The organism is Collinsella phocaeensis, from assembly GCF_900119895.1.
Taxonomy (GTDB): domain Bacteria; phylum Actinomycetota; class Coriobacteriia; order Coriobacteriales; family Coriobacteriaceae; genus Collinsella; species Collinsella phocaeensis.
In genome coordinates this window covers 547,348-562,160 of the sequence record NZ_FQLR01000004.1, presented here as the reverse complement: position 1 = coordinate 562,160, position 14,813 = coordinate 547,348, and the positions used below count along the sequence as shown (strand labels likewise).

The 14,813-nt window shown below is 67.0% G+C and carries 17 protein-coding genes; 13 read left to right on the top strand and 4 right to left on the bottom strand.

The window, feature by feature from the left end; all coding sequences use genetic code 11:
* Positions 1 to 75 precede the first annotated feature (75 nt).
* From BQ7355_RS04490 to BQ7355_RS04435, 12 genes are all read left to right on the top strand, one after another.
* Positions 76 to 606 (top strand): nucleotide exchange factor GrpE, encoded by a 531-nt coding sequence (locus tag BQ7355_RS04490; protein ID WP_072415118.1) that lies wholly within the window; start codon positions 76 to 78, stop codon positions 604 to 606.
* Between the two features lie 3 nt (positions 607 to 609).
* The gene (locus tag BQ7355_RS04485) at positions 610 to 1,626 is read left to right on the top strand and encodes a hypothetical protein (protein WP_072415117.1); all 1,017 of its coding nucleotides are present in this window, start codon (positions 610 to 612) and stop codon (positions 1,624 to 1,626) included.
* Positions 1,626 to 2,009, top strand: coding sequence for a hypothetical protein (locus BQ7355_RS04480; protein WP_072415116.1), 384 nt, complete (start codon positions 1,626 to 1,628; stop codon positions 2,007 to 2,009). The genes BQ7355_RS04485 and BQ7355_RS04480 overlap by 1 nt, the downstream gene beginning before the upstream one ends.
* Positions 2,010 to 2,339, top strand: a complete 330-nt coding sequence (locus BQ7355_RS04475; protein ID WP_072415115.1) for a minor capsid protein — start codon at positions 2,010 to 2,012, stop codon at positions 2,337 to 2,339. It begins immediately after the preceding gene.
* A complete protein-coding gene (locus tag BQ7355_RS04470) occupies positions 2,339 to 2,797 on the top strand; it encodes a minor capsid protein (RefSeq protein WP_072415114.1) in 459 nt (152 codons plus the stop codon). The genes BQ7355_RS04475 and BQ7355_RS04470 overlap by 1 nt, the downstream gene beginning before the upstream one ends.
* A complete protein-coding gene (locus BQ7355_RS04465) occupies positions 2,790 to 2,975 on the top strand; it encodes a hypothetical protein (RefSeq protein WP_072415113.1) in 186 nt (61 codons plus the stop codon). The genes BQ7355_RS04470 and BQ7355_RS04465 overlap by 8 nt, the downstream gene beginning before the upstream one ends.
* Positions 2,972 to 3,688, top strand: a complete 717-nt coding sequence (locus BQ7355_RS04460) for a distal tail protein Dit (RefSeq protein WP_072415112.1) — start codon at positions 2,972 to 2,974, stop codon at positions 3,686 to 3,688. Before BQ7355_RS04465 ends, BQ7355_RS04460 begins: the two co-directional genes overlap by 4 nt.
* Complete coding sequence (locus tag BQ7355_RS04455) at positions 3,688 to 4,860, top strand: phage tail spike protein (RefSeq protein ID WP_072415111.1); 1,173 nt, start codon at positions 3,688 to 3,690, stop codon at positions 4,858 to 4,860. Before BQ7355_RS04460 ends, BQ7355_RS04455 begins: the two co-directional genes overlap by 1 nt.
* Positions 4,861 to 5,229: 369 nt before the next feature.
* Positions 5,230 to 5,595 (top strand): hypothetical protein, encoded by a 366-nt coding sequence (locus BQ7355_RS09165; RefSeq protein ID WP_159430440.1) that lies wholly within the window; start codon positions 5,230 to 5,232, stop codon positions 5,593 to 5,595.
* Positions 5,595 to 6,089 (top strand): site-specific integrase, encoded by a 495-nt coding sequence (locus tag BQ7355_RS04445; protein ID WP_476695866.1) that lies wholly within the window; start codon positions 5,595 to 5,597, stop codon positions 6,087 to 6,089. The genes BQ7355_RS09165 and BQ7355_RS04445 overlap by 1 nt, the downstream gene beginning before the upstream one ends.
* Position 6,090: 1 nt before the next feature.
* The gene (locus BQ7355_RS04440; RefSeq protein WP_072415109.1) at positions 6,091 to 6,459 is read left to right on the top strand and encodes a plasmid mobilization protein; all 369 of its coding nucleotides are present in this window, start codon (positions 6,091 to 6,093) and stop codon (positions 6,457 to 6,459) included.
* 69 nt (positions 6,460 to 6,528) lie between these two features.
* A complete protein-coding gene (locus tag BQ7355_RS04435; protein WP_072415108.1) occupies positions 6,529 to 7,977 on the top strand; it encodes an ATP-binding protein in 1,449 nt (482 codons plus the stop codon).
* Between the two features lie 735 nt (positions 7,978 to 8,712).
* Here the strand turns inward: BQ7355_RS04435 and BQ7355_RS04430 are convergent.
* Positions 8,713 to 9,321: an HNH endonuclease signature motif containing protein gene (locus tag BQ7355_RS04430; protein WP_072415897.1), complete on the bottom strand. Its 609-nt coding sequence runs from the start codon at positions 9,319 to 9,321 to the stop codon at positions 8,713 to 8,715.
* 86 nt (positions 9,322 to 9,407) lie between these two features.
* The gene (guaA, locus tag BQ7355_RS04425; RefSeq protein ID WP_072415107.1) at positions 9,408 to 11,018 is read right to left on the bottom strand and encodes a glutamine-hydrolyzing GMP synthase; all 1,611 of its coding nucleotides are present in this window, start codon (positions 11,016 to 11,018) and stop codon (positions 9,408 to 9,410) included.
* Positions 11,019 to 11,816: 798 nt separating this feature from the next.
* Here guaA and BQ7355_RS04420 point away from each other — a divergent pair.
* A complete protein-coding gene (locus BQ7355_RS04420) occupies positions 11,817 to 12,866 on the top strand; it encodes an asparaginase (RefSeq protein WP_072415106.1) in 1,050 nt (349 codons plus the stop codon).
* 216 nt (positions 12,867 to 13,082) lie between these two features.
* Here BQ7355_RS04420 and BQ7355_RS04415 read toward each other — a convergent pair whose 3' ends face one another.
* On the bottom strand, positions 13,083 to 13,466 hold the full coding sequence (locus BQ7355_RS04415) for a DUF1648 domain-containing protein (protein WP_072415105.1): 384 nt from the start codon (positions 13,464 to 13,466) through the stop codon (positions 13,083 to 13,085).
* A 93-nt stretch (positions 13,467 to 13,559) separates the two neighbouring features.
* Positions 13,560 to 14,639 carry a redox-regulated ATPase YchF gene (gene ychF / locus BQ7355_RS04410; protein WP_072415104.1) on the bottom strand — a complete coding sequence of 360 codons (1,080 nt, stop codon included), beginning with the start codon at positions 14,637 to 14,639 and terminating at the stop codon, positions 13,560 to 13,562.
* Between the last annotated feature and the right edge of the window lie 174 nt (positions 14,640 to 14,813).

Sequence of the window (14,813 nt, the reverse complement as noted above, 5' to 3'; positions counted from 1 at the left end):
TGACACGCCCATAGCCTGTACCCATCGTTTGGGTGCGGGCTTTTTCTTTGCCCGCCTTATGGAAAGGACGGGCAGATGGATGGCTTGCAGGACGAAACGAAGCTCGGCGACGAGGGATCGACGCAGCAGACGACGCAGCGCGACGACCAGGGCGAGGCGGCGCAGGCGCAGGTAGTCTCCGCTGGCGAAGGCGGAGCCGCGGTTGCCCATGCGCACAAGGACTATGAGGCGGCGCTCGCCGAGCGCGACGCGCGGATCGCGGAGCTCGAGGGCGAGATCGCCGAGGCGGCGAAGACCGCCGAGGGCGCGGAGAAGCTGCGCGCCGAGATGGACGAGCTGCGCCGGAAGGGCGACGAGGAGCGCGTCGGCTTCGAGCTGCAGCTCGCCGGGGCGCGCAACGTCAAGGCCGCCCGCGCCCTCCTCGCAGACCACGACGGCGACATCGAGAAGCTCAAGGCCGCCGAGCCCTGGCTCTTCTCGGCACCCGCCGCCCCCGCGCCGGCCGGCGCGACGGGACTCCCGAGCGCCGGCGCCGCCGGGGCCGACGAGTCCGCGCAGATGAGCCGCTGGCGCAGGATCGCCGGCCTTCCCGAGAGCGAGGAGTAACTGATGGCAAACAGCGTCGCGTACACCAAGAACTACACCGCCGTCCTGGACGAGGTCTACAAGAGGGCCGCGTGCTCGACGTGCCTGAACAGCCCCCGCCGCATGGCGCGCGCGGGGCGCAACGCGAAGGAGATCATGGTCCCCAAGATCGAGGTGACGGGCCTCGGCGACTACACCCGCAACGTGGGGTACAAAACCGGCTCGATCACCTACGAGTTCGAGACCAAGACGTTCAACTATGACCGCGGCATCAGGCTGCTCGCCGACGTCATGGACGTGGAGGAGGCGGGCGTCCTCGACTGCTTCGTGGCGGCGGGCTCCGAGCTGCAGCGCACGCAGGTGGCGCCGGAGGCGGACGCCTTCACCTTCTCCGAGATCGCGGGGCACGAGGGCGTGACGCCCGAGACGGAGGACTTCGCCGACGCGGAGGCCGAGGACGTGCTGGCGAGCCTGCGCGCCGCGACGAACGCGATGGACGAGGCGGAGGTGACGACCGGGAGCCGCATCCTCTTCATCACGCCGACGCTCAAGGGCGTGCTGGACGACTTCTCGCTCGCGAACCCGGCGCGCAGCAACCGCGTGCTCGAGCGCTTCTCCCGCATCGTGGAAGTGCCGCAGACGCGCTTCTACAGCGCGATCGCGCTCAACTCCGGCGACGGGGACCAGTTCGGGTACTCGCGCGCCAAGGGCAGCTACGTGAAGACCGAGGACACGAGCGTCACGCCCGGCAAGACGTACTACACGGAGAGCTCCGGCACCTACACCAAGGTGTCCTCGCCTGCGGCGGGCAGCCTCTCCAGCTACTACGAGCTGGTGGGCGCGGGCGCTCCGATCAACTTCATGGTGGTGGAGCGCTCGGCGGTCATCAAGTTCGACAAGCACGTGGCCTCGAGGGTCTTCTCGCCCGACGAGCTGGAGAACCTGGACAGCTACATGATGAAGTACCGCAAGTACGGCATCGTGGAGCTCCTGGACAACAAGCTGGACGGCGTGCACGTCTCCTGCACGCCGCTGGCCTGATGGACGTGGCGACGGGCGCGGCCGGCTGCGGCCCCGCGCCCGTCTCCTACGGGTTCTACCAGGACGGGTACGGCGGCGCGCTGGCGGCGGACGCCTTCGCGGAGGCGCTGCCGGCGGCGCTGAGGTGCGTGGGCGCGCTCACGGGGGTGCGCGACGTGCGCGATGAGTGGGACGAGGGCGACGCGGACGCCTGGCGGCGCGCCGTGTGCGCGGCTGCCGACGCCTTCGCCGAGTACGGCGAGGGGCGCGTGGGCGGCTTCTCCATCGGGTCCTTCTCGGTGACGAACTACCGCGACGAGGGCACGACCGGCTCGGAGGTGGCGCGGGAGGCCGCGCTCGCGGAGCTCGCGGGGACGGGCCTCTGCTTCGCGGGGGTGAGATAGGTGCGCTACCTGAGGCCGATACCGAGACGCCTCCTTCCCGACGACATGATGGTGTGGCCGGCTACCGGCGACGGGTCGTTCGGCGAGGCCGTGCTGGTGCGCCACGTGCGCTTCGAGCGGCGCGAGAGCGCCGTGGCCGACGCGCATCGCAGCGCCGACGGCGGCGCGGGCCTCGTGATCGTGGACGCGGTGAACTCGGAGGGAGCCTTCGAGATCCCTGCGGGTTCGCGCGTGCTCGTGGGCGCGGGGCCGAGCGTGTTCGTGCGGTCGTGCAAGCGCTGCTGCGTCATTCGCGGGGTCGTTCACCACTGGGAACTGGAGGTGGGCTGATGACGAGGTTCGAGTTCGGCGTCTCCGGCAGCGCGGACAGGGCTGCCCGGGACGCGGCGGGCGGCGGCGCGGCGGATGTGGCGGCCGCGCTTCTGCGCTCTCTGGGCTACGCCAACGTGTTCACCGCGCCGCCTGCGGCGAGCCTCTGCGCCGAGCCGATCGTGCTGGCGGCGGGCGAGTTCGTCCGTGACACGCGGCAGGTGGACGGCACGGAGCGCGGCACGCTTCCGGTGGGCGTGACGGTGTGCTGCGACGACCCGCGCGACGCCGAGGCGACGGCGCACGCGGTGGAGCGCGACCTGCGCCTCGCGGACTGGACGGGCGAGGACACCGGGTGGCATGTGAACGTCGTCGCGGTGGACACGGCGGCGCCGCGCCCGCTCGGGCGCAACGGTTCCGGGCGCTGGCTCTGGAGCCTTGCCGCACACCTGACGATTGCGAGGGATTTCGATGAGTGACAAGGTGCGCGCGGGACGCGGCATGGACGACCGCGACGTGGTGCGCAAGAGCAGCCCGCTGCAGCAGGCGGCACGTGACGCCACGATGGCGCGCGCGGGCTCTGCGGAGACCGACCGCATGGGGCGCGAGCAGCAGCGGCGCGCTACCGCCTACGGGCGGGCGCGGGGGCGGCTGTGAGCGCGCTCACCTACAACGGGCACGACTTCTCTGAGCACGTGACGGCGGAACTGGTGGAGCCCGCCGGTCACGCGCTCTCGCCGCGCGCGCTCGCGGTGCCGGGGCGGCCGGGCGCGGCGCTGCTGGGGTGCGAGCTGCCGCCGAGGGCGCTGAAGGTGCGCCTCTTCCTGGACGCGGGCGCGACGCTCACGGCGGAGGAGCGCAGCGCGATCCGGCACGAGATGTACGGGTGGCTGGTCGCGCCCATGGGCGCGGAGCTCGCGCTCACCGGCGAGCCCGCTCTGACGTGGCGCGACGCGGTGGTGACCGGGGTGTCCGACTGGGACTCGCTCTTCGAGGGCGGCTCCTGCGAGGTCGAGTTCACGTGCTTCGACCCGGTGGCGTACGGCGATGGGAAGTCGAGCGCGGCGAGCACGCTGACGGTGGGCGGAACGTGGGCGACGTGGCCCGTGGCGACGCTGACGGCACTCGCGGGTTCGTCGATGAAGGTGACCGACGAGCTGGGGCGCTACGTGCTCGTGGAGCGCGACTTCGCCGCCGGGGACGTGGTGGTGATGGACTTCGCCGCCGAGGCCGTGACGGTGGACGGGACTGACGCGTCAGCCGACGTGGCGGTTGAGAGCACGTTCTTCCCGCTTTCCCCGGGGTCTCATTCCCTGGCCTTCTCCGGGTGCTCGGCGCACACGGTGGCGTGGACGGAGAGGTGGCTCTGATGGTGCCGACGCTCTACCTCTTCGACCGCTTCGACGAGCGGCTGGGGATCCTGCCTACGGTGGGCGGGATCGCGCACGTCGAGGAGGTCGGCGGCGAGGACACGATCGAGTTCGACTGCCTGGCCGCCCCCGAGAAGGGCGAGCGGCTGCTGTGGCGCGACCCGACGGACGGCGTGTGGCGCGAGCACGTGGTGGTGCGCACCGACGAGCCTCTGGGCGGGCCCGCGCACGTCTACGCGGAGTCCTCGCTCTGCGAGCTGCTGGGCGACTTCGTCGAGGAGGAGCAGCTGGTGGCCAAGACGGCCTCCGAGGCGCTGGCGGCGGTCCTCGCGCACACGCGCTGGGCGGTCGGCGACGTTGACGCGGGCGCGACGGAGCGGGGGTGCCTGCTCTACCACGTGAACGCGCTCGCGGCGCTGCGCCGCGTCGAGGAGGTCTGGGGCGGCGAGGCCGAGGCCGTGATCTCCGTGGCCGACGGGCGCGTTGCCTCACGGACGGTGAGCCTCCCGGCGCGGCGGGGCACGTGGTGCGGGGCGCGCTTCAGCTACGGCAAGTCGCTCGCGGCGTGCACGCGCACGGTGCTCGAGGACGAGGTCTTCACGGCGCTCTACGGCTACGGCAAGGGCCTGCCCATATACGACGAGACGGGCGCGCCCACGGGCGGCTTCACGCGGCGGCTCACGTTCGGCTCCGTGAACGGCGGCGCGAACTGGGTGGGCGACGAGGCCGCGCGCCTGGTGTGGGGGCGCCCCGACGGCGCGGGCGGGAAGGCGCACCGCTTCGGGCACGCGGTGTTCCCGGACTGCGAGGACGCTTCCGAGCTCAAGGCGCTGACGACAGCGGCGCTCGCGGCGGCGTGCGAGCCGCGCGTCTTCTACGAGGTGGACGTCGCGGCCGTGGACGGCGGCGCGGGCGTGCGGCTGGGCGACGACGTGGCGGTGATCGACTCGTCGCGCTCGCCCGAGTGGCACCTGCGCGCCCGCTGCGTGCGGCGCGTGCGCGAGCTCGGCGAGGACAGGCCCGTTGTGCGTCTCACGCTAGGCACGGTCGAGCGCACGACGTGGGCGGCCTCGGCCGACGTGGCCGCGCGCGTGACGGCGGTCGAGGAGACGGCGGCGACGGCGTCCGACACGGTGGCGTCCTACGAGGACCTGGGCGAGAGGGAGTTCTGACATGGCTGACGAGAGCACGTTCCCGCTGGACGGCGACGGGCTGCGCGAGGTCGTCTGGGACGAGTGCGACGCCCCCTTCGCGGGGCCGTTCGTCGCCTCACCCGCGGACGCGGAGGGGCGCGGGATCGCGCTCTCGGTGACGCGCGGCGGCGAGGCGGCGGACCTGACGGGGCCTCGCTCTACCTGCTGTGGCGCCACCGGGAGCTGCGCGTGCGCGGCTGCGAGCCCCTCGAGGCGGTCGACGCCGAGGCCGGCAAGTTCAGGGTCTACTGGCCCGCCGCGATGGCGCGCGCCGAGGGCACCGTCGACGCGCAGGTCATGGTCTCCTGAGACGAGCGGGCGCTCTCGTCGCTCTCCTTCGCGGTGCTCGTGGGGCCCGCGCTCGCCGGCGGCGAGGGCGGCGACTCCGACGGCTACTCGATGTTCCTCGACGCGCTCAAGAAGTTCGAGGACGCGGACGGCGTCATCGCCGACGCCGTGGCCAAGGCGCAGGATGCCGTCACGACGGCCCGGGGCGCGGTGGCCACGGCGGGGCGGGCGATCGAGGCGGGCGCGGTGGTGACGGTCACCGACGCGACGGGCACCACCACGGCGACGCTGACTCACGGCCCCAAGGGAGACAAGGGCGACGACGGCGAGAGGGGCGACAAGGGTGACCCCTTCGAGTACGCCGACTTCACCTCCGAGCAGCTGGAGGCCCTGCGCGGCCCCAAGGGCGACAAGATAACGTTCTGATGTGGCTCTACTGGTGCGGGGTGCGCGGGGGCGAGCTGCTCGCCCTGAAGCCGCGCAGGTTCGACTTCGAGCGGGGGACCCTCACCATCGCGGAGTCCTACCAGCGCATCGACGGGCAGGACGTCCTAACCGACCCGAAGACCCCGAAGTCGAAGCGCGTCATCGCCATGCCCGGCTTCTACGCCGAGGAGATGGAGGCGTTCCTCTCCCTCCTCGACCTCGACCCCGACGAGCGGATCTTCCCCGTGACCAAGTACTTCCTCAGCCACGAGATGGCGCGCGGCAGCAAGGCGGCGGGCCTCGAACCGATCCGCGTCCACGACCTCAGGCACAGCCACGTGTCGCTGCTCATCGACATGGGCTTCACCGCGCTCGCCATCGCGGACCGCATGGGCCACGAGGCGGCCGACATCACCTACCGCTACGCCCACCTGTTCCCCAGCGTCCAGGTCGACATGGCCCGCGCCCTGGACGGGGCGAGAAGGGAGAACTGACATGCCCTGCCCCAACTCCGCCCGCGAGAGGAGCGTCACCATCGGCTTCCGCGTCACGCCCGAGCAGGCCAGGCGCATCGACCTCATGGCGCGCACGTCGGGCATGACCAAGCAGGACTACCTCTACAAGCGGGCCCTCGGGGAGGAGGTCGTCGTCAGGCCCGACGTGCGCGTCTACAAGATGCTCCGCGACGAGATGGCGCGCGTGTACCGGGAGCTCAGGCGCATACGGTCCGCCGGAGAGGTCGACGAGGGGCTCGCCTGGACGGTCGACTTCCTCGCGCGGGAGTTCTCCGCCATGCGCGGCGAGGCGGAGCCCTCGGACGTCGAGCGGGAGGACGCCCTCATCTTCGGCATGTCGCGGAGGTGAGGGGCGAACCTCATCGGTCAGCCTGCCGCAACCGTACGATAAAATATCGCCCAAGGACAGGAGGGCCCGATGCAGCACCCCATCGAACAAAACGATCCGAAACGGTTCTCCTCGGAAAAGGAGAACCAGTACTTCGACCGCAAGAGCGCCCGGAAGGACGCTAACGACATCTCCAGGCACATCAGCGCCTTTGCGAACGCATCCGGCGGCAAGCTCGTCATCGGCATCGAGGACGACGGCGAGATCACCGGCTTCAGGCGCAGGGGCGCCCACGACATCGAGGACTTCCTCCAGGCCCCCATCACGTGTTGCGACCCCGTCCCCGCCGTCAGGGCCGAGGAGATCAACGTCACCAACTCGAGCGGGGAGAGCGATCGCATCCTCGTCCTCGACGTCCAGGCCTCAACAGATCGGGTCATCGCGAGAAAGCGCGACGGCGAGGTCTTCCTCAGGCAGAAGGACGAGAGCGTCCGGCTGGACCGCGAGCAGGTTCGCGCCCTCGAGTACGACAAGAACCAGAGGCGCTTCGAGGACGAGCTGGCAGACAGGTCCGGCATCGACGACATCGACCGCGAGGTGATGGACCGCTACCGGGAGGAGCTCGGGACCGACGCCCCCTACGAGCAGATACTCAGGAGCAGGGGGATGCTCGTCGACGGGCACCTCACCAACGCGGGGGTTCTCCTGTTCGCAAGGAACCCCACACAGTTCATCCCGTGCGCCCGCGTGAGGGTCATGCGCTTCGACGGCAGCAGGATGGAGACCGGGCGGCGCCTGAACATCGTGAAGGACAGGACCTTCGACGGGCCCCTCCCCAAGGTGATCGAGGGTGCCAAGCAGATGATTTCCAGCCAGCTCCGGGAGTTCCAGTTCCTGGGGGACGACGGGAAGTTCAAGATCATCCCCGAGTACCCGGAGTTCGCGTGGTTCGAGGGCCTCGTCAACGCGGTCACGCACAGGAACTACGCCTACTCTGGCGACTACATCCGCGTCATGATGTACGACGACCACCTCGAGATCCTCAGCCCCGGAAAGCTTCCCAACATCGTCACCCTCGAGAACATGCGCCACACCCGCTGGTCGCGCAACCCCATCATCGCCCGCACCCTCGTCGAGTTCGGCTGGGTGAGGGAGCTCAACGAGGGGGTGCAGAGGATCTACGACGAGATGGCCAGCTTCTTCCTCAACGACCCCGTCTTCTCGGAGCCGAACGACTCCTCGGTGCTGCTCACGCTCGAGAACAGCATAACGTCGCGCGTCCTCAGGCAGAGCGACACCGTCTCCGGCATCGTCGGCGAGGACGCGTACAGGGCCCTCACCGAGCCCGAGCTGTCAGCGGTTCAGATCGTGTATGCAAGGGGCAAGGTCACCGTCAAGCAGCTGTCCGAGCACCTCGGAAGAAGCGCCAAGTTCGCCAGGTCGACCCTGAGGGGCCTCGTCGGCAAAGGCATCCTCTCATGGCACGGCTCCGGCCCCAAGGACCCGTCCCAGTACTACTCCTTCCCCCGCTCCCGTTAAGACTGATAAGACGGCCCCGCAGGCCCGGCGAGATTCCCGGGCCTGCGGGGCCGAGCGGGTAAGAGTAAGTCCGAGTAGTTCCGAGTAGGTAAGGGTGGCGATTGGCCCATCTTGCGCCGTAATCTGATAAAAGCACAGGTAAACACCTCGACAGTCATTTCGACAAGCCGTTTTACTGGGTTCGAGTAAGTCCGAGTAGTTCCGAGTAGCCCAGCAGCAACCCGGCTACCCGCTGCATGAAAACAGCAGCTCAGACGCATGACATGCCGCCACATGAAGCGGCCAACTCGGGTAAGAGTAAGTCCGAGTGGTCAGAGCAGGGCCCGACTTCCCCTCGGCCGGGTGCCTATCCGATCAGACAAAATCCAGAGACAACCCAATAGCAACGAGCCGAGGCCGGCGGATGCCGGTTATTCCTCGTGCGCGCAGCCTGTCACGGGCCCCGCTTTCCCCGCAAGGGCCGCGATGCTTTTCCGGCTTCTTTCGGGCTCGGCCGCCCCCGCTCAGAGCGGTGCCGGCGAAGCTCGCCCGAAACAACCGGTCGGCGGCGCCTCCCTGCCGAAGAACCAGCGGCTTCGCCTTCGCCCCCCAAAGCCCCCATGCATTCCTTACCTTGAACCTCCCGCGATTTCTATTGAGCAATTTCGCCGTATACGGCATTTTTTCTCAATAGCAGAGGATAAACCCTGGCCTATTCAGGACATTTTTCTGGTCATGTTCTCACTGTTGTCCAGATTAATGTCCAGAATCGATCCGCCCGTCCCGCAGCAACTCGACCCGAGAGGAAATCTCCTCCCGAACAACGGTCGCAAGCTCCTCACAGCGCCTCATCTCCTCGACAAGGCGCCTGTGCGCACCCCAGTACGCACTCCACAGATCCTCATCGACCGATGCCTCTAAGTCGATTCTCACCGGAGGAAATCTCCGCTCGTAGTCGGCTAGCCTTTCAGCCCTATCCTCGATATCCCCCACACCCCGCGACGCGGGCGACAGCGGCGACGGACCGAACATCCACTCCCTCCAGGGCTTGTTGCCCTTCGACTGGTTGCACTTCCCACACGCAGGAACGAGGTTGTGAATCTCCGAGATGTAGCCCGTTGGACGCTTACGTCGCACGATAGCGTTGAGATGGTCCCACTCCGTCGCGGGGTCGCCGCAGTAGGCGCAGCGCACGCCCGAGGCGTCCATGCCGAGAACCTCGAGCGCGAGGGCGATCTCCTCGTTGCTCGGCATGATTGCGGGAATGACCCCGTTCACGAATGAGTTCGTGATGCTCGACGTTCGACCGGTTATCTTTACCGGAGTCGGCATCCTGAACGCATTGGATAGAGCGCTTTTCGACATCAATCCCTCCAAGAGCAAAATGGGGCTGCAGAAATGCTGCAGCCCCATCTGCCTGCTATTATATTGCTGATACGAACATACGTTCGCTACTCCCACTCGATCGTCGCGGGCGGCTTGCTCGTGATGTCGTAGGCCACGCGGTTCACGCCGGGGACCTCGGCCACGATGCGGCCAGAGATGCGCGCGAGCACCTCGTAGGGCAGCTTGGCCCAGTCGGCGGTCATGGCGTCGCTGGACTCCACAGCGCGCAGGATCACGGGACGCGCGTAGGTACGCTCGTCGCCCATCACGCCCACGGACTTGATGTCGGGCAGCACGCAGAAGTACTGCCAGCAGGCGTGCTCGCTGTTGCGCTCGCCGGTCTGCTCGAACAGGCGCGCGTTATAGGCATCCAGCTCCTCACGCACGATGGCGTCAGCGTTCTTCAAGATCTCGAGCTTCTCGGGGCTCACCGCGCCGATGATGCGGATAGCCAGGCCCGGGCCCGGGAACGGCTGGCGGTACACGATGTGCTCGGGCAGGCCCAGCGCCAGGCCGAGCTCGCGAACCTCGTCCTTGAAGAAGTGATCAAGCGGCTCGATGAGGTCGAAGTGCACGCCCTCGGGGAACGGGATGAGGTTGTGGTGGCTCTTAATGGTGGCCGTCTTGCCACCGGTCTTGCGCGCGCCGCTCTCGATGATGTCGGGATAGATGGTGCCCTGAGCCAGGTACTTCACCGGGCGGCCATCCTGCTCGAGCTCGGTCGCCACGGCGAAGAACTCGTTCCAGAACTGCGTGCCGATGATGCGGCGCTTCTCCTCCGGGTCGGTCACGCCGTCCAGCAGCGCGGCATAGCGCTCCTCGGCGTGCACGTGCACGAAGTCGACATCGAACTGCTTGGTGAAGACCTCCTCCACCTGCTCGGGCTCGCCCTTGCGCAGAAGACCATGGTTGATGAACACGCAGGTCATCTGACGTCCCACGGCACGGGCTCCAAGCGCCGCCACCACGGAGGAGTCCACGCCGCCGGACAGCGCCAGGATCACGCGGTCCTCGCCCACGGCCGCACGGAACTCTTCGGTCATGCTCTCGACCAAGTTATCCATGGTCCACGTGGCCTTAAGGCCGCAGATGTCGAACAGGAAGTTCCGCAGCAGCTGCTGGCCGTGCTCGGTGTGCTTGACCTCGGGGTGGAACTGCGTGGTGTAGATCCGGCGCTCGGCGTCCTCCATCGCGGCGACCGGGCACACGGAGGTGCTCGCCGTCACCGTGAAGCCCTCGGGCACGCGGGAGACAGCGTCGCGGTGGCTCATCCACACGGTCTGCTCGAGCGGCGTGGCGTTGAACAGGGCGCTTTCGCGATCGCGCTCGATGGTTGCGGGACCGTACTCGCCGATCTCCGAGTGGCCCACCTCGCCGCCGAGCGTGACGGCCGTCACCTGATGGCCGTAGCAGAAGCCCAGGATGGGAAAGCCAAGATCATAGATGGCGGGATCCACGGTGGGAGCGTCTTCCGCGTACACTGACGCCGGGCCGCCCGAAAGGATCAGCGCGGAGGGCGCCATCGCGCGCACCTCGTCGGCGGAGATGTCGCAGGGAACGATCTCCGAGTAGACATGCAGGTCGCGCACGCGGCGAGCGATAAGCTGGGCATACTGGGCGCCGAAATCAAATACCAAGACCTTCTGCGCATCATGGTTGGAGGCAGGTTGCGTCATGGGTCTCCTCTCGCATTCATAGCAGGTTCGCGCCGATAACGGCACGCGATAACCGAACATAATACATGCATCGCGCCCACCGTATGCATCGCATGATGTTCCAGCTGCGTACTTCCACATTCCCACTTCGTGACACGCCTCATCGTTCCGAGAAGCTCCGCCTCGAAACGGCGCGCTGTGCCTCAACGACCGGTGCGCGCGGGGCAGCAGAGGCGACCGCTCATCGAAGTGCGGCGACGCATCAAATGTCGAGGACGACATGGCAGCAACCCCATACGTGGGTTATATTTAGCGATTTTCTATAACCCCCTGCTTTTTTGGGCAAATCTGCCAAATAATGACGGCTGAAGGGCATCTATCTATATACTGCGCCAACGGAAGAGCGTACGAATGGAGGTTTGTCCTGCCTTTAAACAACACTTGATGCTTTATTCTTTATTTTAAGGGACCCGGGCAACGCGGTCGTTCCTCCGGACATCGTCATTATCTGACAGATTTGTCCATTTTTTCAGGGGATTGTTGTTTAATACCGGTATCATGACCCCCTTTTACCGCTTCATTACCTGCATCCGGCGCTGTCCCGCTTATCGTCAGCGGCAACACTACAGGACATGACCCGTCCGGAGCAGCGGTATCAACCTGACGTGCACACCGCGGCGCAAGCGTCCCGCATCCGCCGCACTGCCAGGCGCTGCATCCGTCCTCCATGCGAGCCGACGCATACCGGATACCACCCGGACCGCTGGCAGCAGCCCGTGCTGGCATACAATGGACGGCGGACACGCAGAAGGGACGACCATGAAGAACATCCTGCTTATCGCCACCGGCGGCACCATCGCATCGGCAGAAGACGGCCGCGGCCTCTCCCCCACGCTTACGGGAGAGGAGCTGGCACGCTGCGTCCCCGAGGCATCCGACCTCGCCCATATCGAGGTCATGCAGCTCATGAACATTGATAGCACCAACATGCAGCCATCCAACTGGCTCGAGATAGGCGAGGCCATCGCCGCGGCGTACGACGACTACGACGGGTTCGTCGTCCTGCACGGCACGGACACGATGGCCTACACGGCCGCCGCCCTCTCCTACCTGATCCAGGACAGCCCCAAGCCCATCGTGCTCACCGGCTCGCAGAAGCCCATGGGCGATTCCTTCACCGACGCGCGCCTCAACCTGTATCAGAGCGTCCTCTACGCCGCCGACAACCACGCGCGCGACGTCACCGTCGTCTTCGGCGGCGCGGTCATCGCCGGCACGCGCGCCCGCAAGCAGCGCACGATGAGCTTCAACGCATTCAAGAGCGTAAACTACCCCTCGATCGCCTATATCCGCAACGACCGGATCGTGCGCAGCGGCAAGCTCGCCGACATCGCGGGCGGAGACGCATGGGTGAACGGAGCCAAAACCTCCCGCCCACACATCTATCACGCACTCGATCAACGCGTCTTCGTCCTCAAGCTCGTCCCCGGCATCGATCCCGCCATCTTCGAGGCACTCAAGGCGAGCTACGATGCGGTGATCATCGAGACCTTCGGCATCGGCGGCATCCCCGACGAACGGGCGACCGAAGGGTCGGGTCGGTCGTTCCAGGAGGCGATCTTCGATTGGGTCGACTCCGGGCGCACCGCCGTCATCACCACGCAGGTGCCCGAAGAAGGCCTGGACCTGGGTGTCTACGAGGTCGGCCGCGCCTACGCCGACCACCCGGGCATCCTCAAGGGCGACGACATGACCACCGAGGCCCTCGTCGCGAAGACCATGTGGGCGCGCGGGCAGAGCGCGGACCCCAGCGTCGTCAAGAAGCTGTTCGACTGCCCCGTCAACTTCGATCGGCTGCCCCTCGCATAGCCTCCGCTTCAGCGCCCATCTCCGTTAACGCACGGGAGGGGACGGAAGCCGCACAGCTTCCGCCCCCTCCCGGTCTCGACTATGAAGTTGGATGCCCTCTCGGCTCGTGACGCTGGAGCCGCAATGACCCCACCCCGCATTGCTCCGGCCCTAACCGCCCGGTGGGCCAGGACCGCGCAAACAGAAGCCGGCCAGCGCGCCGTCGCCCGGAATCCCCTACAGGATGAGGGGCGTGTTCGTGCCCGAGGTGTACAGCAGGTAGATATTCGCGATGTTGAGCACGATGGAGACCAGGATGCCGCTGCGCAAAAAGCGCGTCACCGTGAGGATCGCGGCGGCGTTGGAATCGGACTTGGTGAGGTCGCGGCCCTTGCGCGAAGCGGACACATACGTGCCCAGGCCCATGAACAGGGCGAACACCGGAGCGATGAACAGCTCGTAGCGGCTGCCCCAGCGCGTCACCTCGCCGGCGGAATCCCAACGCATGGGAAGCGAGTCGGCCAGGTTGGGGATGACCAGCACCGCGATGATGAAGGGAAGAACGGACAGGCAGATCAAAGCGATGCCCATCCAACCGTTCTTCTTGCCGTATTCGAACATCAGACACCTTTCGTCGTTCTCGAGAGCGGGATCGGTCACGTGCGGACCGAAGAAAACGGCGCGCCGCCGCAACCGGACAGCGCGCCGAAAGACCTACACGTTGAAGCGGAAGTGCACCACGTCGCCGTCGGCCATGACGTAGTCCTTACCCTCGATGCGCAGCTTGCCGGCCGCCTTGGCACCGGCCTCGCCGCCCAGCTCGACGTAGTCGTCGAAGGCCACGACCTCGGCCTTGATGAAGCCGCGCTCGAAGTCCGTGTGGATCACGCCGGCCGCCTGGGGGGCCGTCGCGCCCTGGCGCACCGTCCACGCGCGGACCTCCATCTCGCCCGCCGTGAAGTAGCTCTGCAGGCCGAGCAGCTTATACGCCGCCTGCGCGAGCGTCTCGAGACCTGAATGCTCCAGGCCCAGGTCAGCTAGGTACTCGGCGGCCTCATCGGGCTCGAGCTCGGACAGCTCGGCCTCCACCTTGGCGCAGATGGGGATGGGCGCCACGCCGTCGATGGCGTCGAGCTCGACGGTGAGCTCGTCCTCGTCGACGTTCGCCACGTAGAGCATCGGCTTCATGGTGAGCAGGAACAGGCCCTTGGCGGCAGCGCGCTCGTCGTCGGTCATCTCCATGTTGGCCGCGCGCTTGCCGTCGTTCAGCCACTCGAGCAGGCGCTTGGCGATCTCGAACTTGGGAGCGAGCGCCTTGTCGCGCTTGGACTCCTTCTCGAGCTTGGGCAGCTGCTTCTCGAGCGTCTGGATATCGGCCAGGATGAGCTCGGTCATGATGGTCTCGGCGTCGCTCGCCGGGTCCACGAACTCGCCGGTATGGTTGGCCTCGCGCATGACGTCGGGATCCTTGAAGTAGCGGACGACCTCGCAGATGGCGTCGCACTCGCGGATGTTCGCCAGGAACTGGTTGCCCAGGCCGGCGCCCTCGGCGGCAGCACCCTTCACCAGGCCCGCGATGTCGACGAACTCGACCGTGGCGGGCATGATGCGGCCCGGGTGCACGATATCGGCCAGCGCCTGCAGGCGCGCGTCGGGCACGTCGACGATACCCACGTTGGGGTCGATCGTGGCGAACGGGTAGTTGGCGGCCAGGCCGCCCTTCTTGGTGAGGGCGGTGAACAGCGTCGACTTGCCCACGTTGGGCAGGCCGACGATACCGATGGATAGAGCCACGGCTCCTCCTTAATGCATCAAACAGTCAATCTTTTTAAGTATACATCCTGGGACGATTTCGACCAGGTTGCCCCGAAAGACAGGGTACGCACGCCTTAGGGCGGCGCATCCCTGGCTTGAGGGGCAAACTGGCCCCGCGTCCGCCATCTAGGCCCTCATTCGGAGCAGGTTGCC

What these genes read in the sequence shown, in the direction of transcription:
- BQ7355_RS04490 (WP_072415118.1), top strand. Translation starts at nt 76, where the DNA reads ATGGATGGCTTGCAGGACGAAACGAAGCTCGGCGACGAGGGATCGACG.
- BQ7355_RS04485 (WP_072415117.1), top strand. Translation starts at nt 610, where the DNA reads ATGGCAAACAGCGTCGCGTACACCAAGAACTACACCGCCGTCCTGGAC.
- BQ7355_RS04480 (WP_072415116.1), top strand. Translation starts at nt 1,626, where the DNA reads ATGGACGTGGCGACGGGCGCGGCCGGCTGCGGCCCCGCGCCCGTCTCC.
- BQ7355_RS04470 (WP_072415114.1), top strand. Translation starts at nt 2,339, where the DNA reads ATGACGAGGTTCGAGTTCGGCGTCTCCGGCAGCGCGGACAGGGCTGCC.
- BQ7355_RS04465 (WP_072415113.1), top strand. Translation starts at nt 2,790, where the DNA reads ATGAGTGACAAGGTGCGCGCGGGACGCGGCATGGACGACCGCGACGTG.
- BQ7355_RS04455 (WP_072415111.1), top strand. Translation starts at nt 3,688, where the DNA reads ATGGTGCCGACGCTCTACCTCTTCGACCGCTTCGACGAGCGGCTGGGG.
- BQ7355_RS04445 (WP_476695866.1), top strand. Translation starts at nt 5,595, where the DNA reads ATGTGGCTCTACTGGTGCGGGGTGCGCGGGGGCGAGCTGCTCGCCCTG.
- BQ7355_RS04440 (WP_072415109.1), top strand. Translation starts at nt 6,091, where the DNA reads ATGCCCTGCCCCAACTCCGCCCGCGAGAGGAGCGTCACCATCGGCTTC.
- BQ7355_RS04435 (WP_072415108.1), top strand. Translation starts at nt 6,529, where the DNA reads ATGCAGCACCCCATCGAACAAAACGATCCGAAACGGTTCTCCTCGGAA.
- BQ7355_RS04430 (WP_072415897.1), bottom strand. Translation starts at nt 9,321, where the DNA reads ATGTCGAAAAGCGCTCTATCCAATGCGTTCAGGATGCCGACTCCGGTA.
- guaA (WP_072415107.1), bottom strand. Translation starts at nt 11,018, where the DNA reads ATGACGCAACCTGCCTCCAACCATGATGCGCAGAAGGTCTTGGTATTT.
- BQ7355_RS04420 (WP_072415106.1), top strand. Translation starts at nt 11,817, where the DNA reads ATGAAGAACATCCTGCTTATCGCCACCGGCGGCACCATCGCATCGGCA.
- BQ7355_RS04415 (WP_072415105.1), bottom strand. Translation starts at nt 13,466, where the DNA reads ATGTTCGAATACGGCAAGAAGAACGGTTGGATGGGCATCGCTTTGATC.